Source organism: Mycobacterium vicinigordonae (assembly GCF_013466425.1).
Classification (GTDB): domain Bacteria; phylum Actinomycetota; class Actinomycetes; order Mycobacteriales; family Mycobacteriaceae; genus Mycobacterium; species Mycobacterium vicinigordonae.
The window spans coordinates 5,192,594-5,215,397 of the sequence record NZ_CP059165.1 but is presented as its reverse complement, the minus strand read 5'-3'; the positions used below and the strand labels follow the sequence as shown (position 1 = coordinate 5,215,397).

The 22,804-nt window shown below is 61.9% G+C and carries 17 protein-coding genes; 4 read left to right on the top strand and 13 right to left on the bottom strand.

Annotated features, from left to right (window positions below):
• Positions 1-80: 80 nt before the first annotated feature.
• Positions 81-1,241 (bottom strand): cytochrome P450, encoded by a 1,161-nt coding sequence (locus H0P51_RS23230; RefSeq protein ID WP_246398171.1) that lies wholly within the window; start codon positions 1,239-1,241, stop codon positions 81-83.
• 261 nt (positions 1,242-1,502) lie between these two features.
• Between H0P51_RS23230 and H0P51_RS23225 the strand changes: the two genes are divergently transcribed.
• Both H0P51_RS23225 and H0P51_RS23220 read left to right on the top strand, forming a co-directional pair.
• The gene (locus H0P51_RS23225; protein WP_180915181.1) at positions 1,503-2,315 is read left to right on the top strand and encodes a mycofactocin-coupled SDR family oxidoreductase; all 813 of its coding nucleotides are present in this window, start codon (positions 1,503-1,505) and stop codon (positions 2,313-2,315) included.
• 217 nt (positions 2,316-2,532) lie between these two features.
• Positions 2,533-2,883 (top strand): carboxymuconolactone decarboxylase family protein, encoded by a 351-nt coding sequence (locus tag H0P51_RS23220; protein ID WP_246398169.1) that lies wholly within the window; start codon positions 2,533-2,535, stop codon positions 2,881-2,883.
• A gap of 10 nt (positions 2,884-2,893) precedes the next feature.
• Here the strand turns inward: H0P51_RS23220 and H0P51_RS23215 are convergent, their stop codons facing one another.
• The 12 genes from H0P51_RS23215 to H0P51_RS23160 all read right to left on the bottom strand — a co-directional run bounded on the left by H0P51_RS23215 (position 2,894) and on the right by H0P51_RS23160 (position 19,414).
• Entirely contained in the window at positions 2,894-4,081 is a 1,188-nt protein-coding gene (locus H0P51_RS23215) for a cytochrome P450 (protein WP_180915179.1), read from the bottom strand.
• Entirely contained in the window at positions 4,078-5,487 is a 1,410-nt protein-coding gene (locus tag H0P51_RS23210) for an ABC1 kinase family protein (RefSeq protein WP_180915178.1), read from the bottom strand. Before H0P51_RS23210 ends, H0P51_RS23215 begins: the two co-directional genes overlap by 4 nt.
• A gap of 73 nt (positions 5,488-5,560) precedes the next feature.
• Positions 5,561-6,859 carry a cytochrome P450 gene (locus H0P51_RS23205; protein ID WP_180915177.1) on the bottom strand — a complete coding sequence of 433 codons (1,299 nt, stop codon included), beginning with the start codon at positions 6,857-6,859 and terminating at the stop codon, positions 5,561-5,563.
• 50 nt (positions 6,860-6,909) lie between these two features.
• The gene (gene ispG, locus H0P51_RS23200; protein WP_246398167.1) at positions 6,910-8,097 is read right to left on the bottom strand and encodes a flavodoxin-dependent (E)-4-hydroxy-3-methylbut-2-enyl-diphosphate synthase; all 1,188 of its coding nucleotides are present in this window, start codon (positions 8,095-8,097) and stop codon (positions 6,910-6,912) included.
• Entirely contained in the window at positions 8,094-9,941 is a 1,848-nt protein-coding gene (locus tag H0P51_RS23195; protein ID WP_425489090.1) for a 1-deoxy-D-xylulose-5-phosphate synthase, read from the bottom strand. Before H0P51_RS23195 ends, ispG begins: the two co-directional genes overlap by 4 nt.
• An 8-nt stretch (positions 9,942-9,949) precedes the next feature.
• Positions 9,950-10,936, bottom strand: coding sequence for a 4-hydroxy-3-methylbut-2-enyl diphosphate reductase (gene ispH, locus H0P51_RS23190; RefSeq protein WP_180915175.1), 987 nt, complete (start codon positions 10,934-10,936; stop codon positions 9,950-9,952).
• The gene (locus H0P51_RS23185) at positions 10,933-11,949 is read right to left on the bottom strand and encodes a prenyltransferase/squalene oxidase repeat-containing protein (RefSeq protein WP_180915174.1); all 1,017 of its coding nucleotides are present in this window, start codon (positions 11,947-11,949) and stop codon (positions 10,933-10,935) included. The genes ispH and H0P51_RS23185 overlap by 4 nt, the downstream gene beginning before the upstream one ends.
• Before the next feature lie 65 nt (positions 11,950-12,014).
• Positions 12,015-12,731 (bottom strand): hypothetical protein, encoded by a 717-nt coding sequence (locus H0P51_RS23180; RefSeq protein ID WP_180915173.1) that lies wholly within the window; start codon positions 12,729-12,731, stop codon positions 12,015-12,017.
• A 55-nt stretch (positions 12,732-12,786) separates the two neighbouring features.
• Complete coding sequence (locus H0P51_RS23175) at positions 12,787-13,782, bottom strand: terpene synthase family protein (protein ID WP_180915172.1); 996 nt, start codon at positions 13,780-13,782, stop codon at positions 12,787-12,789.
• A gap of 15 nt (positions 13,783-13,797) precedes the next feature.
• The gene (locus H0P51_RS23170) at positions 13,798-15,252 is read right to left on the bottom strand and encodes a cytochrome P450 (RefSeq protein WP_180915171.1); all 1,455 of its coding nucleotides are present in this window, start codon (positions 15,250-15,252) and stop codon (positions 13,798-13,800) included.
• Between the two features lie 9 nt (positions 15,253-15,261).
• Positions 15,262-16,296: a geranylgeranyl diphosphate synthase IdsB gene (idsB, locus tag H0P51_RS23165; protein WP_180915170.1), complete on the bottom strand. Its 1,035-nt coding sequence runs from the start codon at positions 16,294-16,296 to the stop codon at positions 15,262-15,264.
• 394 nt (positions 16,297-16,690) lie between these two features.
• Positions 16,691-19,414 (bottom strand): AAA family ATPase, encoded by a 2,724-nt coding sequence (locus tag H0P51_RS23160; protein ID WP_246398165.1) that lies wholly within the window; start codon positions 19,412-19,414, stop codon positions 16,691-16,693.
• Between the two features lie 638 nt (positions 19,415-20,052).
• On the opposite strand from H0P51_RS23160, the gene H0P51_RS23155 reads away from it, so the two are divergent.
• Both H0P51_RS23155 and H0P51_RS23150 read left to right on the top strand, forming a co-directional pair.
• Positions 20,053-21,522, top strand: a complete 1,470-nt coding sequence (locus H0P51_RS23155; RefSeq protein WP_180915169.1) for a cytochrome P450 — start codon at positions 20,053-20,055, stop codon at positions 21,520-21,522.
• Positions 21,509-22,777 (top strand): amidohydrolase family protein, encoded by a 1,269-nt coding sequence (locus tag H0P51_RS23150; RefSeq protein ID WP_180915168.1) that lies wholly within the window; start codon positions 21,509-21,511, stop codon positions 22,775-22,777. Before H0P51_RS23155 ends, H0P51_RS23150 begins: the two co-directional genes overlap by 14 nt.
• Positions 22,778-22,804: the final 27 nt, after the last annotated feature.

Genomic DNA, 22,804 nt, shown 5'->3' with positions numbered 1-22,804 from the left:
GCTGGTTAGTGGTTCGTTAGCCTATTGATCTAGCGAAGAGCGGCGCCGCCAGCCGAAACGGACGAAATGTGTTGGCATCCCTAGTCCCAGACGACACGGAGGGTGGAGGGTCCGCGGAAGTGAATGCCAGTGATCAACGGCGGCGGTGCGTCGGGATCGCAGCGCAGATTAGGCAGGTTGTCTAGTATCGCGTTGATCAGTGTGGCGATCTCGCGGCGGGTGGTGTTGATGCCAGAGCAGATGTGGGCGCCGAATCCAAAAGTCGCATGGTGCGGTCCCTCGCGGCCGACTCTGAACTCGTCGGGATCGGGCGGATAGGCTTCCGGGTCCCGGTTGGCCGACCCGATGGCCAAGATCACCGGTGTTCCGGCAGCGAGCTTGGTGCCTCGGACCACGACATCGCGGGTGGTGATCCGAGGTAGGAACAGTGCGGGGGGTTGAAGACGTTCGCCCTCGACGAGCGCTAACTGCAGGCGATTTCGATCCTGGCGAACACGTTCCAGTTCGTCCGGGTGTTCCAGCAGTAGCGTTAGCGTGTTCAGGAACTGGCGGGTGGTGTTGTCGGTTGCCGCCAGCAGAAGAGCGCGTAGAAACGAGGTGATTTGCTCGTCGTCGAGCACACCACCTTCATACTCGGCCCGGATCAGGGAACTAATGAGGTCATTTCCCGCCGCGCCAGCCGCTCGTGTGCGCTGAACGACCGGCAGCAGCCGCGCCCATTCCCGAGTTGAGGCCTCGATTGCCTTTTCAAACCTGAGTTGAAATTGCTCTGCTTGCATTTGCCCCGGGGTGGACCACGTAGCCAGCAGGATGGTGAGGGCATCAATCTGGAATTCTTCGTAAGCGCCTTTATGGTCTGGCAGGCCCAGCATTTCATACGTTGCTCGCAACGGGTATTCGAGAGCCAGTTCAATGAGGTCGGCTCGCCGTGCGGGAGCTACGTCGGTGACATACTTTGCGGCCAGCGGACGGAAGCTGTTGTCGTCCCAGGTATTCAGCAGTTTTCCACTGAAGACCGAGGCAAGGTAACCGCGCCACTGACGGTGCTCGGAGCCGTCCAACGCAAGGATCGATCGGCCGATCAGCGGGCCTTGCGAAACTTCCCAGACGCTACTCGAGAAGGTCTCGTTGTCGCGCAGGATGGCCATGATGTCGTCGTAGCGGAAGAATGTGTACGTCTCGTTTGCGCGCTCACCGATAAACGACGGCAGGCCAAGTTCCACCATGATGTCGCCCTTCATCACCGGCGTCTCGCGTCGGCGTTCCGCGAGCATCGGGTAGGGGTCATCCATCGTCGCGGCGCGGAAGGCTTGTCCAAGTTCTTCTGACAGGTCAGCAACCGATGAGCTCATGAGCGCCGACGCTAACACTTCAACGCCATTGATTTGAGGGCTCTCGCTACTGCACCCCGCACAATTGAGTCATTTGACCGATCAACCGAATCGGGCTGCAGGACATGATCCTTGGATCATGCCGATTCGGGTGAGGAGGGCGATGTCGGGATGACAAACAAAGTAGCGTTGATTACCGGCGCCGCTCGTGGGCAGGGCCGAAGCCATGCTGTAGCGCTGGCGAACGAGGGCGCTGACATCATCGCCATCGATATCGCCGCAGACGTCGAATCGATTCCGTATCCGTTGGGAACCAAGGACGATCTTGAGGAGACCGCACAACTCGTCCGTGACACCGGGCGCCGGGTCGCCGCTCATGTCGCCGATGTGCGCCAGTTCGCCGACCTGCAGGCCTGTGTGCAGTCGAGCATCGCCGAACTCGGTGACATCGGCGTTGTGGTCGCCAACGCTGGTGTGGTGGCCCCCGGGAAAACTGACCCACAAGACCACCAGCTGTACCGCGACATCGTCGAAATCAACCTGTTCGGCGCATGGAACACCATCGCTGCGACCGTGCCCTCGATGATTCGCAAAGGCCAAGGCGGCTCGATCATACTGATCAGCTCGACCCAGGGACTGGTGGGTCGCGGCGGTGACGGCTCCGCGGCGGCCTTCGCCTATGCAGCATCCAAGCATGGCATCGTGGGGCTGATGAGATCCGCTGCGAATGCCCACGCGCAGCACAACATCCGGGTCAACACCGTGCATCCCACCGGCGTGGCCACCCCCATGGTCATCAACGACCACGCCGCCCAGTTCTTCCGGGGGACCCCGACAGCGGCAAAGGTTGCAACCAATTTGCTACCCGTTCCACTCATCCAACCCGAGGATGTGACCAATGCGGTGGTATGGCTAGCCAGCGACAAAGCACGGTATGTCACCGGCGTTGCGTTGCCAGTGGACGCCGGATTCACCGCAATGTGACAGGCCCGTCTTCGAACACGGGTGGATTGTGTTCAGGTGCGACGACCGATGCGAACTCGGCAGCCCAACTGTCGATAGGGATGCCAAGACGGGGAATGACAGTGTTCCAAGACGTTCGGGATATCGGACATCGTCGCCGCGGCGTACCGTCGCCGCCAGCAAAGAGAGGCACATTATGAACGAGGTCCGATCCGAGGGTCTCGAAATATTTCGAGACATGCTACCCGGACTGCTGCCCGACGGCGAAGCCTCCATACGCGACGGCCAATTCGCGGAGGAGCTACCGGAACTGGTAGTCGACCACGTCTATGCCGCGCTCTGGGCCCGCCCGGGGCTCGACCGCCGCTCACGCAGCCTTGTCACGCTGGGTGCGCTCATTGCGTTGCGCGCCAGCGAACTCGAATCTCATTTTCCGATAGCCCTGCGCAACGGCATTACCATTGAAGAGCTCGAAGAGGTGGTGTATCACACCGCCGGCTATGTCGGGTATCCCGCGGCCTTCAGTGCGCGGGAAGTTGCCCGCAAGGTGCTGAGATCACAAGCCACGCAACCGAGCTCGACGGGCTGACGCTTAGATGCTAGCGGTCGAAGATCATCGGGACGCTTTGCGGCCCACGGATCGCCTGGGTATCACCCCAAATCGGGGGCCCGGCCAACGATGGTTTGCGGGCGGAAATTTCCTCTAGGGCGACGGTGATCTCTAGTCGAGCCAGGGCGGCACCAAGGCAGTAATGGGCACCATGGCTAAATGTCAGTGGTGCGGGCCCGGAACGGTTCCACCGGAATCGGCTCGGTTCATCGAATACAGCTGGGTCGCGGTTGACTGCTGGAATTACCACAACAACTTGCTGGCCCTGCGCGATGTCTACACCGCAGATGGCGTGGTCTTGGGTGGCCGTGCGCGCCGCGGTCTGCACCGATGCATCAAGCCGGAAGAGTTCGGTGACCAGGGACGGATCGGCTGGGTCGACATCATCGATGATGCGGGCGCCGTCGGGTTCGGGTGTGAGCAGCCGAACGATCGCGGCGCCAAGCAGATTCGCGGTGGTTTCGCGGCTTGCGACGGCAATGAGGATTGCGGTGATCACGACGTCATCGAGCTCAAGGTCGGGGTCGGACGCGATAAGGCTGAGCAGGTCATCGCCCGGGTGGGTCCGCCGATCGGCGGCCAACGGAAGGAAGTCCATGAAGATGGACGAGAAGGCGGCGGTGCCCCTGGCAACCTCCTCGGGATCAGCAAGGGATTGCAGCATCCGAATGATGGTCGGGGCTTGGTCATTGAGGAACCGCGAGGCGTTGGTGTCCAAACGCAACCATTCCCCGATGATGGCGACCGGCATAGGCAACGCGATTTCGGTCATAAAGTCGAACACCGTGTGAGGTTCAGGATGACCGATGAGCGCGGAGCCGATGGCTTGCACTCCGGTACGCATTCCCGCGATGAAGGACCGAGTGAACACGTCGCGTACCGCTTTGCGCAGGCGGATGTGGTTTACCCCGTCGGCGAACAGGATGAACCGGTTGAACATCTCGGGATCGAATGTGGGTGAAATCGATTCGTATATTTCGGGTTTGGAGAGCAGATTGCTGCTCCATCCGGGTCCCGAGAGGATGTCGCGAGCAGCCTGATAGCCCAGGACCAGCCAGGCTTGCATGGTGTCGTCCCAAACAATATCGCCCTCCTGGCGGCGTTGATCCCAATATGCGTGCGGATTCTGCGGGTCCCACACCACAGGCGGTGCTTCGTGAATGTGAGCTGTACTCATCGAGGATCCAATCCGTAGGGCAGACCGCGCTGGCGCACCCAGATGTCGTGCTGTTGACCCATGGGGGTGAGCGGCGCGCGCACGCCATCCATCTCGTCGACCATTGACTTGGCGTCGACTGTGGCCTGCAGTGCTGCGCATATCGCGTTGACACTCAGGTTGATCCGTGTCGTGAACAACAAGTCCCCTGGAACTGACATACGACGGAGAACGTGCTCTTTCGAACGGACATCTATCAGAGCACGGATGGCCCGACTTGTGGTCTCTGGCGTGTATGTCACCGGTTGTGGTGCAATCACCTCGTAGATGATGTCGGCGTACCACTCGTAGGCCTCTTCGCTGGTGATCGTCGAATCATGGGCAAAGAAACCAATTTTCACCATCTGGTCACGCAGCTCGCGCTTGCGTCCCTCTATCCCTGCGCGCAGCAATGCAACGCCGTTTCGGCGCAGCCGTTCGTCCAACATCTTGACGCAGCCGAAGTCAACAAATCCCACCGTACCGTCGAGGCCGAAGCGATAGTTGCCGGGATGCGGATCGGCGTGGAACAGATTCGCGTGCCGGTAGGAGCTCATCACGAAGCGCAGAATGACCTCTGCCCAGGTGTTCTTGAGATCCTGGTCGGCGGCCTGGGCGGCAGCCCAGTCCAGGCCCTCCAGATGCGTCATCGTCAGCACCCGCTCACCGGATAGCTTGTCGATCACCTCGGGTATCCGGATGAAGGGATGATCGCGGTAGAGCCGGTTGAACGCGGTGATGTTGGCGGCTTCGCGTCGATAGTCGGTTTCCTCGCCGATACGTGCGGTGATCTCCTGGGTCCACTCGCGCAGATCGCGATACATACCGATGCCCGACGCCGAGGTCAGGACTCGAAAAAACGTAGTCAACAATTCGGTGTTGGCCAAATCCTCGCGGATCGCAGAAGCGACGCCGGGATATTGAATTTTGACCACAACCTGCCGGCCGTCAAGTAGCACCGCACGGTGGACCTGGCCGATCGAAGCTGCGGCCATGGGCTCGTCGTCGAACTCGGCGAAGGCCGACTCCACTGGACGGCCGAGATCGTCGAGCAGCACCTCCCTGGCCAGCCTCGCGTCCATGGGTGGTGCGTCGGCCTGTAGCCGAGTCAGTGCCTTCTGGTAGGGCAGCAGCTGCCCATTGCCAACCGAGCCGGCGTCGACCATGGAGAAGATCTGCCCGGCCTTCATCAGCACGCCCTTGGAGTGACCCAGCAGCTCCGCGTAGGAAATCGCGGTCTGCTCGTGAAACTGGGCAACCGCGCCCGCCTTGCCAGCCTTCTCCCGCAATCCGGCAACCAGGCGCCCGCTAGCTGCGCGCGCGGTGAATCCGGCCAGCGGCATAGTGCGACGAAGTCGCCCCTGGGGTAATAGGTCCCGGCCAAGCATCGCGGCTCCTAACGACGCGTCTGCCCCCCATTGATTGCCATTTCCTTGCTTAATTTTGTTGCCGGCCATGGGTCTACCTATGACGACTATGGACTGAATCTGTTGGACTTCGGCAGTGGCTGGCGGCAAGCCCCGTCTTGTTCGACGCAGCCCCGGCTCCGGATGCGGCGATCCCGGCGTTGGTGTCGAAGGCGATGTGCAGTTGTTGCACGGTGCGCACAGACACGTTGTCGTAGACCAGCGCATCCGTATCCACTGCGTAATCGGGGATGCGAGCCAAGAGCTCCTCGAGCGCGACTCGCAATTCGAGCCGAGCCAGATGCGAACCAAGGCAGCGGTGGACCCCGCTGCCAAAGGCGAGGTGGTGGAATCGCCCGCGTTCGAAGTCCACCCGCAAGGGATCGGGATACGCGGTCGGGTCGACGTTGGCGGCGGCCCAGCTGACGTGGATCGCTTCTCCGGCTTGGATCGTTAGGCCGTCGCCGAGGTCGATATCCGCTGTGGCGTAACGGATGCTGCTAGGTGCCGGTGATTGGTGGCGCATTAGTTCTTCGACCGCAGCCGGGATTCGGGCGGGGTCTTCGGCCAACCGGCGGCACTCGTGCGGGTGTTGGCCCAGCCACGCTAGTAGACACGACATGGACGCGGTAACGGTGTCCAGGCCGGCAAACATCAGCAGGTAGATGATGTTCAGTAGTTCGGCATCGGTAAGCGGTCGACCGTCGATCTGCGAGCGCAGCAACACCGCAAGGACATCGTCACCCCGAACACCTTCGGCTCGCCGTTGGGTAAAGAACTTGCTGAAGTAGTCGACTAGCGTGGCTCCCGAGGCGGCCTGGCTGGCCCGAATCTCGTCGCGAGTGTTCCCTTGCGGATGCAACACGCCATCTTTGAAATGTACGAAGAATTCAATGTCCTCGGCCGGGGCGCCGACGAATTCCAGAAACGTCAAACATGGCAGTGGCACGCAGTAGTCCTCGTACAACTCGGCGGTACCCGCGTCGGCAAAGCCGTCTACCAGTTCTGCAGCGCGCTTGCGAACCAAGCCTTCCAACCGTGCCATCGGCTTGGGCGCAAAGAGCGGGTCCAGCAGCTGCCGCCACTTCTTATGGTCCTCGCCGTCGATCTCCAACGGAATTAAGGGATTATCATTGCCGAAGTTCCCGCCACGACCCCCCGCGCCCAGCACGGCCGGATGACGGTTGATCCGGACCACGTCGTCGCGCCGGTACAACGTCACCACCCCCGCCTCGGCCCGTTCGGCCCGCACATCCTTGGCCTTCTGGTGGTACACGGGCTGTGGGCTGGCCATGCCCTTCACTCTCAGGGTCAACGGCGCCAGCCGAGAAACGTAGCGTTCGTTGCTGTCCATTCACACCTCCCTCAAACCCGAAAACCAGTAATCCGAGAACTATTCGAACGTCAAACGGCTTCGTCCCTGATTACCGCAGCGGGGATCGGGACACCCTGCACACTGACGTCCGCCGACGGAATGACATATCCCTGCTCTTCTGCGATTCGCAAAGCCTCCGCAATCAACGTCTCCACAATCTGTGACTCGGGTACGGTTTTAATCACCTCACCCTTGACAAAGATCTGTCCTTTGCCGTTTCCGGAGGCCACACCCAGGTCCGCCTCACGTGCCTCGCCAGGACCGTTAACTACGCAACCCATCACTGCAACCCGCAGCGGAATCCCAAGCCCGTCAAGGCCAGCGCTGACTTCATTGGCCAATCTGTACACGTCGACCTGCGCACGTCCACAGGCCGGACACGACACGATCTCCAGCGATCGCGGCCGCAAGTTGAGTGATTCGAGGATTTGATTGCCAACCTTGACCTCTTCGACTGGCGGCGCCGACAGCGACACCCGGATGGTGTCGCCGATGCCCCCGGATAGCAAGGCGCCGAAAGCGACTGCTGACTTGATGGTGCCCTGGAATGCGGGACCGGCTTCGGTGACACCGAGGTGAAGCGGATAGTCACACTGTGCGGCCAGTAGCTGGTACGCGGCCACCATGATGACTGGATCATGGTGTTTCACGCTGATCTTGATATCTCCAAAACCGTGTTCTTCAAACAGGGATGCCTCCCAGAGTGCGCTGTCCACTAGCGCCTCTGGGGTGGCCTTGCCGTACCTCTGGATGAACCGCCGGTCCAATGAGCCGGCATTGACTCCGATGCGGATCGGGATGCCGGCGTCACCCGCAGCCTTGGCCACCTCTCCCACCCGGCCGTCGAATTCTTTTATGTTGCCTGGGTTTACCCGGACAGCGGCACACCCAGCGGCAATCGCGGCGAAGATGTACTTGGGTTGGAAATGGATATCCGCGATTACCGGGATAGGACTTCGCTTGGCGATCTGAGGTAGCGCGTCGGCGTCCTCTTGACGTGGGCACGCCACTCGCACGATGTCGCAGCCCGCTGCTGTCAGCTCGGCGATCTGTTGCAGGGTCGAGTTCACACAATGGGTCTTTGTCGTCGTCATCGATTGCACCGCAACGGGATAATCGCTTCCGATGCCCTGGTTGCCGACCATCAGTTGGCGGGTCGGACGTCGCGGGGCCAACGTCGGAACTGGCGGTGCGGGGATACCGAGCGCGACAGTCATCGTGTCTCCGGTGGGACGCCCATGACTAGATCACGCTGATAGGCGCACCGATCGACCGTCGGAACTGTGCTGGCCGCTTCGAGCAATGACCGGCACTTTGCACCGATTACGGTTCCGGACATGCCGAACTCGTCGAGGATCTGGTTGCGGGCGGCGTGTGCGATGTAGTCCGTCGGCAAGCCCAGGCTGTAGATATGTGCTTGGGGACTCAGCTGCTTGATTTGGTGGCGCATTCGGGTGCCGATCCCCGCTTCGGCGACTCCATCCTCGACTGTGACGGTGATCCGATGCTGGCTGGCCAACTCGATCAGGACGGGGTTGGGTGGCCAGACCCAACCTGGGTCGACGACGGTCACACCGGCGCCCGCCGCACTGAGGCACTGCGCGGCGTCGAGGCATGGTCGCGCCATCGCACCTACCGCGATCAGCAGCACGTCACGACGGGATGTCCCGCTGAGGTAAAGGACATCGACCCCAGCGATGTGGTCGATTGCTGGAATATCCTTGTCGGGTAATCCTTTCGGATAGCGCACAGCATTTGGTGACGTCAGTCCAACTGCTGCGGAGAGCTGTTGGCGCAGTCTCAGCTCGTCACGTGGGCAGGCGACGCGCATTCCAGGCACCGTGGCCAGCAGCGCCAAATCCCACATTCCGTGATGGCTTGCTCCGTCCGGGCCGGTAATACCGGCTCTGTCAAGGACTAGCGTGACGGGCAGGCGATGCAGTCCGACATCGAACATCAACTGGTCGAAGGCTCGATTCAGGAAGGTCGAATAGAGCGTCACCACAGGATGTGCCCCCGCACTTGCCAGGCCTGCGGCACAGGCCAGTAGGTGTTGTTCGGCAATGCCCGAGTCGAATACTCGCTCGGGGTACTTGCGTGATAGCGCTCCAAGGCCGGCGGGCAGGCGCATGGCGGCTGTCATTCCGACGACCTCTGGCCGTTCGTCCGCGATGCGCACGAGCTCTTGCTCGAATATGTCAGTCCAGGTCGGTGGGCTCTTCTTGGTGGGCCGGCCGGTCGCTACATCGACTACACCGCAGGCATGCATGCGGTCGTCTTCATCCGCTTCGGCCGGTGGATACCCGCGCCCTTTGGCGGTGACCGCGTGGACGACGACCGGCTGGTTCAGTGCGGCCGCTTGCCGTAGCGCCACGCAAATCGATTCGATGTGGTGACCGTCTACCGGGCCGATATACGAAAACCCTAAGACTTCGAACAGATTTGGAACTGTGCTAGCACCGCGGCGGAGTTCCTCGAGGTGCGCGGCGACAGCGCCGATCGTGGGATCATAGGACCGTCCGTTGTCGTTGAGCACAATGATCGCCGGGCGGTCGGTGCCGCCCAGATTGTTCAGACCCTCCCACGCGACTCCGCCGGTAAGGGCCCCATCGCCAATGACAGCTACGACATGGCGATCATGCCGACCCTGCAGGCTCAGTGCTCTGGCGATACCGTCGACCCATGCCAAACTTACTGATGCATGTGAGTTTTCGACCCAGTCATGGTCTGATTCGCTGCGACTTGGATATCCCGACAACCCGGCGGGTTGGCGCAGGGTGTCGAACTGATTGATGCGGCCGGTCAGTAGTTTGTGCGGGTACGTTTGATGTCCGGTATCGAACACAACAATGTCGCGCGGGGAGCAAAACACGCGGTGCAGCGCGATGGTTAGTTCGACAGTACCTAGCCCCGCGCCGAGGTGACCCCCGGTGCTCGTAACCGTGTCAATCATGCGCCGGCGTATCTGCGCAGCCAACAACGGCAATTGGTCATCAGACAGAGCTTGGACATCCTGCGGACCCCGGATGAATGACAGTAGGTCGGGCTGATCGGCCCGCATGGCAATGGTCACAGCGCGCGCACCTTTCGCGGCAGGTTGAACCGCACGGATTCCGTCGTCACCGGGTCTTCGACCACATCAATCGGCCCGCGCTGCCGCAGTGCGTCGACCACCTGCTCAACCAGCTGCGGTGGCGCCGAAGCGCCAGCAGTGACGCCGATCACTGCCACTGCATCCAGCCACCTCGGGTCGATATCGCTTGGCCCGTCGATTAGGTAGGCCGGAGTATCGCGCCGTCGGGCCAACTCGACCAACCGCTGCGAGTTCGACGAGTTTTGTGACCCGATCACCAGCAGGACATCGCATTGCCCGACGATTGCGTCGACCGCGCGCTGGCGATTGGTCGTCGCGTAACAGATGTCTTCTGACGGCGGTTCGCTAAGCCTGGAGAACCGCCGACGCAGCGCAGCTATGACGTCGGAGGTTTCATCCAACGCTAGCGTCGTTTGAGTCAGGTACGACACTTGGGCGTCTCCGGGGAGATCCAGGCTGGCTACGTCATCTACGTTCTGTACCAATAGGGTTGACTCGGGAGCAACCCCCAGCGTGCCTTCCGTCTCTTCATGTCCAGCGTGTCCGATCAACAGCACCGTGTCGCCCCGCCCGGCAAACCGCGTGGCTTCCACATGAACCTTCGTGACCAGCGGACAGGTGGCATCAACGACTTCCAGTCCGCGTTGCTTGGCTGCCGCGTGCACTGCCGGGGACACGCCATGAGCGGAGAAGACCACGACGGTACCCAGGGCGGGTGGATCGGGGATCTCGTCCAGTTCGTCGACGAAAATTGCTCCACGGGAGCTCAATTCGGCGACTACTGTGCGGTTGTGCACAATCTGCTTGCGCACGTACACCGGCCCCGTGGCACGATCGAGCACCCGCTCAACCGTTTCGATGGCCCGTTGCACACCCGCGCAGAATGAGCGTGGCGACGCTAAAAGTACTGTGGTAGTGGATAACTGCGACTGCAGCTGCGGCGGGGAATCGGCAATAGTCACTGAGACTCCTGCCGCACCAGTGCCTTGAGGCAGATGGCGGTGCTGACTGCGCGGCTTCCCCAGATTCGTGCGTGGTTGTCCAGCAGCGGGATGGCTTCCCAGGATCCATCATGGAATTGGGTGTCCCGAAGAAGGTCTAGGTCCTCGCGATCGGGTGTGCGGTTCGTCGCGGTCATCGCCAGCATCGCCAGGGCTCGGTTCAGCGGATCGGGCGCAGGTGCTTGGCTGAGAAAGCGGACCGCATGGTCAACTGATTCCTGGTAGCCACCCGCCGCAACAAGTTGGCGCACAACAATATAAGTGCTATAGGAGGTGCCGACATACCATGCGGCACGCCAGAACCCCATCGGCTGTTGTTGAATCGTCAGCCACTTGGTTGCTGTTTCCAGCAGTGGGGTTAATGGTGAGTCGCCCACTCTATCTTGATAGAGCATGGCCCCGTAGAGAAGGTTGGCGACGACCTCGGCGTCGCGTCCGCTGTCGTCGCGCCCACGGCCCCAGATCTTGTTGACAGTGATTCTGTCGTTCGGATCGGTCGCGAAGAAAGTACTTATGGGGCCGTCTGGCCATGCGTTAAGGGCAGCGAGTTCGAATGCTTTCTCTAGTATTTCGGGCTCCGCTCGCCCCGCTCGAACAAGCACCTGTGTTATCTGGCCAAGACTGTCGGCGTCGTACGGTAGTGGATCGAACCCGGGAAAGTAGCGCCAGGATATTTCATCCCGGCAGCCGAGCAGATAGTCGACATTGTCATCGACCATCGCTTGGCATTGGGAATGTCCCGCCTCGACCGCGTCTTGCAGGGCGTCCGTGATCATCGCCACGTGATACGCCTTGTTCTCACACGTGAATGTGGAGAATTTGTGTACCTGGTCTGCAGTGAGGCCAAGGTGATCGGCCGCGAGTTGAACAAACTTCGCGGTTGAGTAGGAACCCATCTTGTGCACCGCGTTCGGATAACCGATGGCGTGCTGTTCGGCGAGGTATGTGATGGCTCGTTGAATGGGCGTATTCATACCGGTCTCCAAAGTGTCGGTGGCTGTGCAGATTTGAGTTGCCAACCCTGTTGATAGGTATGCGTCTAGTCGGTCGACTGGCTGAGTGCGACGCGGTTGGCGGCGGTGAGTCGTAACATGACGACGCCGGTGACCGCGAGCCAGACGTAAAGCACCAAGTACGGGACCAAGCTCAAGAAGCTGATGGGTGCCGCCGGGCCGGAGTCGGCCAACAAGCAGAATGGGCCGGCGGCCAGTGGAATGGCCGCCCAGGGCGTGACGATCGCCAGTGATTTGGGGAAGACCGCGCTGCGCCGCATGGCGATGCCGACGCTAAAGAGCATGACCGCCGCACTGATCATGACACCGATGTATCCGGAGGTAATGAGCATGTCGAAAGCGAGTCGAACCAACTGCGGGGGGAAGCCCCGTAACCCCGCGGTCCAGTAGAGGCCGTTGCCTAGCAGTAGCGCGACCGTCGTTATCGCGGCGGATGGGACCATCAGGTCGGTGTGTAGCGACGGCCGGGTGTCGGTGAGTACCGCTCGTTTCACGCCGGCCACCACCCATATCAGTAAGACGAAACCCGCATTCGTGAGCAGGAGCTGCACGGCGACCGCCGACTGCTGGCCAGCGAAGTAGCTGACCAGATGCTGGTCGGTCCAGGCCCAATTGGGATAGGGCTCCTGCGGGGTACCGGTTAGAAAGTTCGCCACAATTCCGGGGATGACGGCCAGAATGCCGGCCCATCCAGCGGCTCGGATATCCCTCGCGTCTGTGGCGTCCAAGATGCCTATGGTCATCGCTGCTCTCCAATCGTGGGGTGGTTGACTTGCCGTGCTGTGCTTGGTTGCGGTGTCATTGCGCCTGCACTGGGTCGCCCTGATAGCGCGGGGATTTATGCCATTGGATCGAGTCGGCATACCACCGTTCCTCGCGATCGAGAAGCGCTGTGACGGAAGCTAATTCGTCCGATGAACTGATACCTATGCGAGGGAGCTGCTCCTTGAGGAGAAGGTATGCGAGGGCTTCTCGTTTGATCATCTGGCCAACCTCAGTCACGGCTCGTTGGAGATCGCATCCGAGGTCCTCCTGCAAGACGAGGGCGAGATTCATGCAAGACCGTTCACGTAGTTCCCTTGCCAGCGATAACAAGTCATTGCTCCACAACACGCAGTTGAGCAGCATCGTGCGCAGCTGTCGGACTGCTGGATGGTCCAGCGACTGCGCGGTGGTAGGCAGTTCCAGGAGCGCCGGATGAAGCTCGAGCAGGGGAAGGGCCATCGAGCTCTGCCGCCGCAACCGCGGATACACCGCCAAGGACGGCACACTCCCGGTTCTTAGGTGATCAAGTTCCCAAATCCGGGCTTGCAGGGCTCTTTCGAGAGCGATCCGGAAGCGTTCGACAATGTCCGGATTGGCTGTGGCACTGAGAAGCCGACTGAGTGGGCGAACAACGTGGGCCAGTTCAAGAATGCGGGGATCGTTGCTATCCGCGTCGGGGTAGTCGAGCAGCCGAAGTGCCGCGCGGTGAAGGTGCTGGATCAGCCCCGGGGTATCCGGGTGTCCGTCGCCGTCCTGCTGTTCGGACCAGTCGTCTAGCAGGGAGAAGAAGGAAAAGTACCAGGCGATTGTCTGCAGCCCGTCCGCCGTCACGTCGGGATAAAGGCGGCCGGCATAGTCCACAAGATGTATTCCTGAGACGGCTCGCCGAACTGAATTGCCTGTGCTGCCGTGGAGGACGGTCGACATTGCCTGTTTTACTTCGGCTCCGGCCGAGTGACGTGAATGGGCGAAGGCGGACGGAAACGGGCAATGGATTTCGGGCAGCGTGAAATCCGCGGTGATGGTCACGAGCGCACCTCCGAGTTAACCAATTTGTCGGCTCGCTTGAGGTGCGCCGGTTTTCTCGCGGGTGTGGTCATCCGTGCGAGCAATGGCAACCAAGCGGAGTCCTCGTGGGCGCAATGACGCTTCCGCGGCTGTGTGGACAGGCAGGCCAGGAATCGGCTCCATCCGCCAGTTGGCGGCGATGGTAGCCAAGGCCAGTACGGCCTCGGTGATGCCGAACTGATCACCCATGCACCTGCGCGCACCGCCGCCGAAGGGGATGAAGGCGTCGCGCCGGACAGCCTTGGCCCGCTCGGGCAGCCACCGGTCGGGGTCGAAGCGCTCGGGGTCAGGGTAGAGATCAGGTCGATGGTGGATCAGGTATGGGCTGAAGATCACCGTTGCCCCGGCCGAAATACGATGGTCGCCAAGGCAGGTATCGGCGCTGACCTGGCGGGTAATGATCCACCCCGGCGGGTAGAGGCGGAGGGTCTCGGTGACGATGCGGCTGACCAACCCTAGCCGGGGCAAGTCGGCGTGAGTGGCTGAGCGGCCCGACAGGGCTGCATCGATCTCAGTGTGCAGGCGTCGTTCGATATCAGGGTGCTGGGTGAGCAAATGCAGCGCCCAGGCGATCGTAAGAGCAGTGGTCTCGGTGCCCGCAACGAAAAACGACACGACCTGGTCGACGACCTCGGCGTCGGTCAGGGCGCCGTCGCCGTTATCGACATCGCGGGCGCTCAGCATCGCCGAGAGAAGGTCGCGGTGATCGCCGCCATCGGCACGTCGGTCGGCAATTGCCGAACCGACCGCATGACGCAACCGGGTCAGGGCGCGGTTGTAGCGACGGTTGCCGCGGGTGGGCAACCGATCCAACGGCGGCGGCGTCAGCATCCGCCAATACAGGGCCTCGAAAATGGCGGCAACATCGTCGAGGGCGTCCCGCAACACGGAGGCAGGCAGACTATTGGAGAACATTGTGGTGAGCAGCGTCCGGCTGGTGATCGTCATCATCTCCGTGGGCACGTCGATGATCTGTCCGTTACGCCAGCTCCCGACCGTCGCATCCACCTGGGTGACCATGGTCTCCGCATAGCCGGGCAACCGCTGCGAGTGGAAAGCCGGTTGCAAAAGGCGGCGCTGCCGTCGGTGCTGGCTACGGCGGCAGGTGCCAATACCGTCGCCAAGCATTTCTCTGAACCTGTCGAAGAAAAAGCCGCCTTTGTCGAAAGTGCGGTCGTCGCAAAGGACTTGGTGGGTGAGCTCAGGGGTGCACACCACCACGGCGGCTGCGGGACCGATCCGGATCCGCACCAGGTCGCCTTGGGCGGGTAAGGACCGCAGGAACGACAGTGGGTCACGCAGCAACGGCACGCTGTGGCCGACCAGCGGCAATGCCGCCGGTGCGGTGGGAATTTTGTGGACAACGACTTTCGACTCCAGCGGCGAGTCGTCGCCAGATTGATGCGGCGCCAGGACACGGTTACGTCTCATCGGTCGGCCTCACTTGTCACGATCGATAACCAACTGCGCCAACGCAACGAGCTCGCTCGACTTCATTGAGTCGGGCAGCGCGGTCATGGCGGCGTGCATCCGCTCGTTTGCGTAACGCTGCGCGGCCTCCCTGCCCCCCGCGGCCTCCACCAGGTCGGCAGCACGAACAATCTCCTGCTGAGTCATCGCGTGATCGGACTTGTACAGCTTCGCCAGTTCGACGGCCGCCTCGCCGGTAGAGCTAAGGGCGACAACGATCGGTAATGTCGCCTTTCGGCGGGCCAAATCGTTGCCGACCGGCTTTCCTGTCGCAGCGGGGTTTCCCCAGAGCCCAATCAGATCGTCGACGATTTGAAACGCTAGGCCGAGCTCGTAACCAAACCGGTCTAATGCGCATACCGTGGTCGCGTCGGCGCCGGCGCTCAGCGCACCCAATGCGCACGCGCAGCCCATCAACACGGCGGTCTTGCCGGCTGCCATGCGCAGGTAGTCGGGAACCGTCACGCTCATGCACCGCTCAAAGGCGCAGTCTTCGTGTTGGCCTACACATAGGTCGAGGCAAGTCTGCTCCAGCCGCGCGATCGCGCTCAGAGCCGCAGTCTGCCCGAGTGATTCAGTCAAGATCCGTATCGCTAAGGCGTGGAGCGCGTCCCCCAGCAGGATTGCGTTATTAACCCCCCATACCCTCCACACGGTGGCTCTGCCCCGGCGCGTCGAATCACCGTCCATGACATCGTCGTGAAGCAGCGTGAAGTTGTGAATAAGCTCCACGGCTGCCGCAGCGGGCGTGGCGTCGCCGCGATATCCACAAGCCCGCGCGGCGCCAAAAACGAGGGCCGCCCGAAGCGACTTCCCCGACGTGGCTGGCGCACCTCCCTTATCGGCATCCCACCATCCGAAGTGGTAGCCGCCCATCGTCGCTAGCGGTTCGTTGAGTGATCCAATTGCGTCGCGTAAGAACGGGTCACAATCACACTGGGCACGCCGCAAGACGTCTAAGCCAGAACGAGACGACTCACTTGTGCGAGTAGCGTCAACTGACATTCGCAGCCTCCTGGTATCGCATGTGGTTGGGCGTAACCGGCCGTCGTAGCTATGAGGATGGAGAGATCGTTTGAAATGCCTGAGGTGCAACGCTTTTAGCGCTGACGCCAGAAGACTGGCGCAGTGTGACAGCGGCCGCATTGTGCCTCGCGGCTATCTGGTAGCGGCGGGGGGAATCCCGGTGGGCTGGACGCGGGTCGTGCGTACGCTGCCCGCTGTTGGTCGGGGTAGCGGAGCCGTCCGGCGGTCCGCGAATGCCGCCAAAGTCCATCGGCGAACTTCACCCGTGTTCGCGTGACCGCCATGCGGTGCTCCTTGCCCTGGTCCCGCTTCATTGCTTCGTCGCTTCATCGCGGGGACATGCACAGGGTTGCGCCTGGCGGACTAGGTGGGATCAGTCAGATGACCCAATAGTGTGGGGTGCAGCATCGATGGCCTTGAGAGCGTCATGCAATCCGGCGCGCCGGGTAACGCCTAGCTTCGGGAATAACCGGTATAAATGCGCGCCAACGGTGCGTGGCGAGAGACTCATCTGCCGGGCGATCTCCTTGTTGGTCAGCCCTTTGGCGGCCAATTCGGCGATGCGGCGTTCCTGCGCGCTGAGCGGAGCGGGCCCCCCGGTGGCCGAGTGGTGTACCGAGGTGCCTGCTGCGCGAAGTTCACTGCGTGCTCGCTGGGCCCACGGTTCTGCGCCCAGGCCAGAAAAGATTTCTTCCGCGGCGTCCAGTACCACCCGAGCGACGCTGTAGCGGCGTAACCGGCGAAGGCGCATCCCGTAGGCCAGGCGCACGCGGGCGTGCTCGAAGGGGAACGCAGCAATATCGGGGTGCCGCAATGTCTTCTCGAACAGCGCCGGAGCCAGTTCGTCCGAGGCGCACAAGGCCGCCGCAGCGCCGATCGCGATGGCCAATCGCGGTGTGGCATAGCCAAACTTGAGGCGTTCGGCTGCCTGCAGGTGCTGGCGCGCTTCAGCTAGCCGGTCCGTATGCACGGCGGCCTCGACTAAATCGAACAAGGTGCGGGGGGCGTGCAGCGAATACGGCGGGAACTCGCCTACTGCGGTGATTGCGGTGGCGTGTAGGTAGGCCGATTCGTAATCGCCTTCGGCGAGACTGCACAGGACCGCGATCTGTTGGGCGTTGCCCAGACAGAAGCCCACCCGCCGTGGCTCTGCCCATACCCGCACCTCTGCGGCGAAGGCGCGGGCACGCTCGACATTGCCCTGGTGGGCGGCGAGCAGGCCCAAATAGCTTCGGAACTGACACCCGAATAGGCCGTAGTGGTGCTCGCTGCATAAGGACACTCCGCGCTGGCCGGAGCGCAGCGCCTCCGCCCACTGGCCCGTCGCTATCTGGTAAACCATGACCAGCGCGAGCGTCGCGAGCGCGATAGTAGCCGCACCGCCGTCGATTTCGCGATCAACCATGCGAGTTAGGGCTGGACGGAAGTCCTCGATCACGTCGACGTAGTAGCCCGACAGGCCAAGCCGCATCAGATCCCAAGGATCCAGCTCCGGGAGCCGGTTTAATTGCGCGTCTAGCCGTTGCCGCACGCCATGGCCGCGGCGCGCCACATCGGCCCAGGCGTCCCGGTAGATCAGCGTCAGCTCGCCCAGCCTGCTGGCGAGCGAGTCGACCAGCGTATCGGTAATACCCCACATAACGGGATCTGCGGCGAACATGTTGGCCGCAAGCAGCAAGTTGACCATCCGGGTGAGGGAGTCGCGGTCAAGGTCATCACCCGATTGCAGTCGTTCGACGAGGTACCGATGCGTCGCGGTCACATCGCCGTAGCGGTATAACGAAATAAATGACGAGGTAAGCACCGCGGTTCTCGACGCACGCGCACCCAGATCTACATCCGCCAGGAGGCGCTCGGCCTCGTCGAGTTGCGCGGCTTGCAACGCGACAAACGCCGCGTCTGCCAACAGTTCTTCTCGGCGTCGCGACTCCTCACACAATTCGGCGGCGCGACGGTACGACCGAATTGCCTGCCGTGCACCGCCGCGCCGGATCGTGACTTCGGCCGCCTTGGCGAGGGTATCGGCCACCGCTTGATCGGGACCGACGGTGGCGTCGGCAAGATGTGCGGCACGGCGTACCAGGTCATCGGGATAAATGTCGGCGAGCAGTGCGTGTGCAGCACGGCGGTGTATCGCGCTCGAGGCTTGGATCACTGCAGCACGGACCAGGGGATGCCGGAACACCATTTCGCCGCGGCTGTCGATAATCAGGATGCCGGACTCGACGGCGGCCTCAATCCCCTCCATCACATAGCGGTTTCGCGGCGGGGCCGACATCACATCGGGTGCCGCGGGGCCGTCAAGGGCGCCGCGGAGCAGCTCGGTCTTGGTGGCCGCGTCGAGGCTTTTCAGCCTTTCGCCGAAGATTGCGACCAAGCGCTGCGTCAGCGGCAACGGTGCTTCGTGGGTCCACGCGTTCTCCAGCGCACACCGTGAGAGTTCCTCCAGGGCCAACGGATTGCCAGCGGCCTGGTCGAGCACCGCCAGGCGGGCCGTCGGCGTCAAGTCGACACCGAGCTCGTCCAGAAAGCTCGCGGAGTACTCCGCGTCGAACGGACCCAGCATCAGCTGCGGCCATCCTCCGTCGGCCAGGGCGTTTGGTACCTCGGCGCGGCACGCGGCAATTAGGCGCACCGCCGCGACATCAAGTCGTCGGCCGGCCATCGCGATCACCCGGGCGCTGACATCGTCGAACCAATGCGCGTCATCTAGAGCCACCAGCAGCGGCTTGACGTCGCCTGCCGCGGTCAAGAGGTTTAACAAAGCAAAGGTAAGCCCGCTAACGGATGGTGCCTTGTCGGATGGCACTCCCAGCACTGTCTGTAACGTGCGCTGATCCTCGATCCCAAGGTCGCCGATGAAGTCTCGCAGCGGGTAGACCAGCTGGCTGAGCCCGGCCAGCACGAAAGAGGCCTCCGCTTCGACCCCGCTGCAGCGCAATACCCGCCGACCCCGCGCCGCCGCTCGGTCCGAGAGCTCCTGCACGAGCATCGACTTGCCGACCCCGGCTTCGCCGCGCAGCAACATGCCTCCGCAGGGGCCGCCGCCATCGAGAAACGACTCCAGCGCGCCTAGTTCCTCTACCCGATCGATCAATCGGCCACCACCGGGTTGGCTGAAGGTCTATCTTCGCTGTCGTAGGAGATCATCCAATCACCATGTGCCGCAATGGAATTATCCGATCGACCGGGCGCCGCCCCGGTGTGGTGCGAGTGCTTGTTGCAGATCGTACGCAAGTAGCATAGTGCTCCTCCCGGGCTTAGGCAGGCAATCTCGAGGCGAAGCGGATTCGATGCAGTCCCTGGTCGACAAATCTGCTGGGTCTCCTACCGAGGTTCGGCGGGTCCCATCATTGATGGCGCAGACTAGCAAGTGTGCCGTCTCCTGCGCAGACACTTCCCGCGAACGGCACAGATGCTTGTCATTCCTGGCACTGGTAGGTGCCATGAATGACAGAGGCTCGGCGATGCCAACCAATTGCGCGGCAAACTCACGGACGGTAGGGCGATGCCAGCACCGTGCTGTCTGCTGTCAGGGCGGTTCAGTCAAATGACTCAATTGTGCGCGGTGCAGCATCAATGGCCTTAAAACTAAGGCATCGAAGTGTTAGCGTCGGCGCCCATGAGTCCGTCGGCTGCTGAAGCGTTAGAAGAACTTTCGCAAGCCTACTGCCTGTCGAAGATGGTTGATGCTTACACGCTTGTGCGTCCTCGTCGCTCTGACGGCGGACCGAAATGACGGTCGCCATCCCACCCGGGGTGCGGACACCACCCGTCGCCCCCGGTCGGCTGCCGGTCCTGGGGCATCTGGGGGCTCTGGCCCGCGACCCCCTGGGATACATGGCGCGGCTTCGGTCAGTAGGCGACGTCGTCGCCATTCACCTGGGCCCACGTGTCGCCTATCTGGTCACCTCGCACGATCTGGTGCGAGACATGATGACCTCGCAGTCCGAATCCTTCACTCGCGGAGCGCTTTTCGAACGCGCCGGCAAGGCTCTCGGGCAAGGGTTGCTCGTTTCGGACGGAGAACTTCACCGCCGTCAACGACGGTTGCTCCAACCGGCCTTCCACCGCCAGCAGATCGCCCGATATACGGCGGTGATGGCCGAGTCCGCGCAGACGTTGTCGCGGGCATGGCGCCCGGGTGGGTCGATCGAAGTGGCCCACGAAATTCACACGATGGCACTGGCGGTGGTGTGCCGAGGGCTCTTCCAAACCGATGTCGGCCAATCGGCGGTATCCCGGGTCGAGCAGGCGCTGATCGCTATCAACCAGGGCGTTATCTGGCAGACGTTCTACCCATTCGAGTGGCTGGCCCAGTTACCCATTCCGGTCAACCGCCGGTTTCAGCGCGCGATCGCCGATGTACGCGAGCTTGTCGCGGAGCTCGTAGCGGCGTATCGCTGCTCTGGCCAGGGTGGCCAGAGCGCGCTGGCCATGCTGCTGGAGGCCCGCGACGAGGACACCGGCCAACCGATGAGCGACTGCCAGGTGCGAGACGAGGTGCTCACCCTGCTGCTCGCGGCCACCGAGACATCCTCCACCACACTGTCTTGGCTGTTCTATGAACTGGACCGGCACCCGGAGATCGAGCGCGAGGTTGTCCGCGAACTCGACGACAAGTTGGGCGCCGAGCCCATCACTTACGACAACCTTCGCGATCTCGAGCTGCTGAAACGGGTCGTCCACGAGGCTTTGCGTCTGCATACGCCGAACTCGATCCTGACCCGCCGAACCGTCGAGGAGGTTCGCTTGGGGCAGTTCCAGATTCCGGCCGGGGTGGAGGTAGCTTTTAGCCCTACCGCGATTCACCGGGATCCAACGGTGTATGACGATCCCCTTGCATTCAAACCGGACCGCTGGGCCGCAGAGCACTCGGCGCCGGTGCCGCGGCATACTTTTATCCCCTTCGGTATTGGCAAACACAAGTGCATAGGTGACGCATTCGCCATGACGGAAATGCTGGTCACCGCCGCCACAATTTTGCGTGATTGGCATCTGTCACTAGAGCCGAAAGTGCGCGTTCGTGAACGGCCTTGGGCGATTGTCCAGCCCCAGGGCTTGCGCATGACTCCTTTCCGTCGCCAAGAAGTGTTGCCGCATGAGCAGCGCGGAGCCAATAAGAATCCTGCCCTCAGTTCCCTACGGTCCAGTCGCATCGTGGCCGGATTGCGTCTTCGAAGGTGTGATGATGAACAGCGATGACATGATTCTGATCAGTGTCGACGATCACACGGTCGAGCCGCCGAATATGTTCGAGAATCATTTGCCGGGAAAGTATTTGGACGATGCACCCCGATTGGTGCGTAGCCCGGACGGCTCGGACGTGTGGAAATTCCGTGACAGAGTGATCCCCAATGCGGCACTCAACGCTGTGGCCGGCCGCCCCAAGCACGAGTACGGCCTAGAACCGCAGAGTCTCGACGAGATCCGGCCCGGTTGCTACCAGATCGACGAACGGGTCAAAGACATGAATGCAGGTGGCGTCCTTGCCTCAATCTGCTTTCCGTCCTTTCCGGGATTTGCTGGACGGCTGTTTGCCACCGACGACCCGGAGTTCTCGCTGGCATTGGTACGGGCCTACAACGACTGGCACATCGACGATTGGTGCGGGGCATACCCGGGACGGTTCATCCCGATGGCGTTGCCGGTGATCTGGGATGCCGAGGCGTGTGCGCAGGAGGTGCGGCGGGTGTCGAAGAAGGGCGTGCACGCGTTGAGTTTCACCGAGAACCCGTCCGTGATGGGTTACCCCAGCTTTCACGATCCTTACTGGAATCCACTGTGGAAGGCGTTGTGTGACACCGACACCGTGATGAACATCCACTTCGGATCCTCCGGCAAATTGGTGATGACGGCACCCGACGCGCCGATAGACGTGATGATGACCGTGCAGCCGATGAACATCGTGCAGACGGCCGCGGATCTGTTGTGGTCCAAAGCAATTAAGGCTTACCCGGACCTAAAGATCGCGTTGGCCGAGGGCGGCACGGGGTGGATCCCGTACTTCCTGGAGCGAGCGGACCGCACGTTCGAGGTGCATTCGACGTGGACCCATCAAGACTTCGGTGGCAAGCTCCCGTCCGAGGTGTTTCGGGAGCACTTCCTTGCTTGCTTCATCAGCGATCCGGTGGGCACCGCGCTGCGTCGCAAGATCGGCATCGACAACATCGCCTGGGAGGCCGACTACCCGCACGGCGACTCGATGTGGCCGGGTGCACCAGAGCAGCTCTGGGAAGTCTTTACCGCGGAAAGCGTGCCGGAGGATGAAGTCGACAAGATGACTCACCTCAACGCGATGAACTGGTATTCGTTCGACCCGTTTGCCCGCATCCCTCGCGAGAAGGCGACGGTCGGTGCGTTGCGGCAGGCCGCCGAGGGTCATGACGTGTCCATTCGCGCGCTCAACCAGCACAACGCGGGGGAGCGAGACGATGCCAACCCTTACCGGGTGCTGTAAGAAGCGGTCGGTAGCGGTCGCACCCCG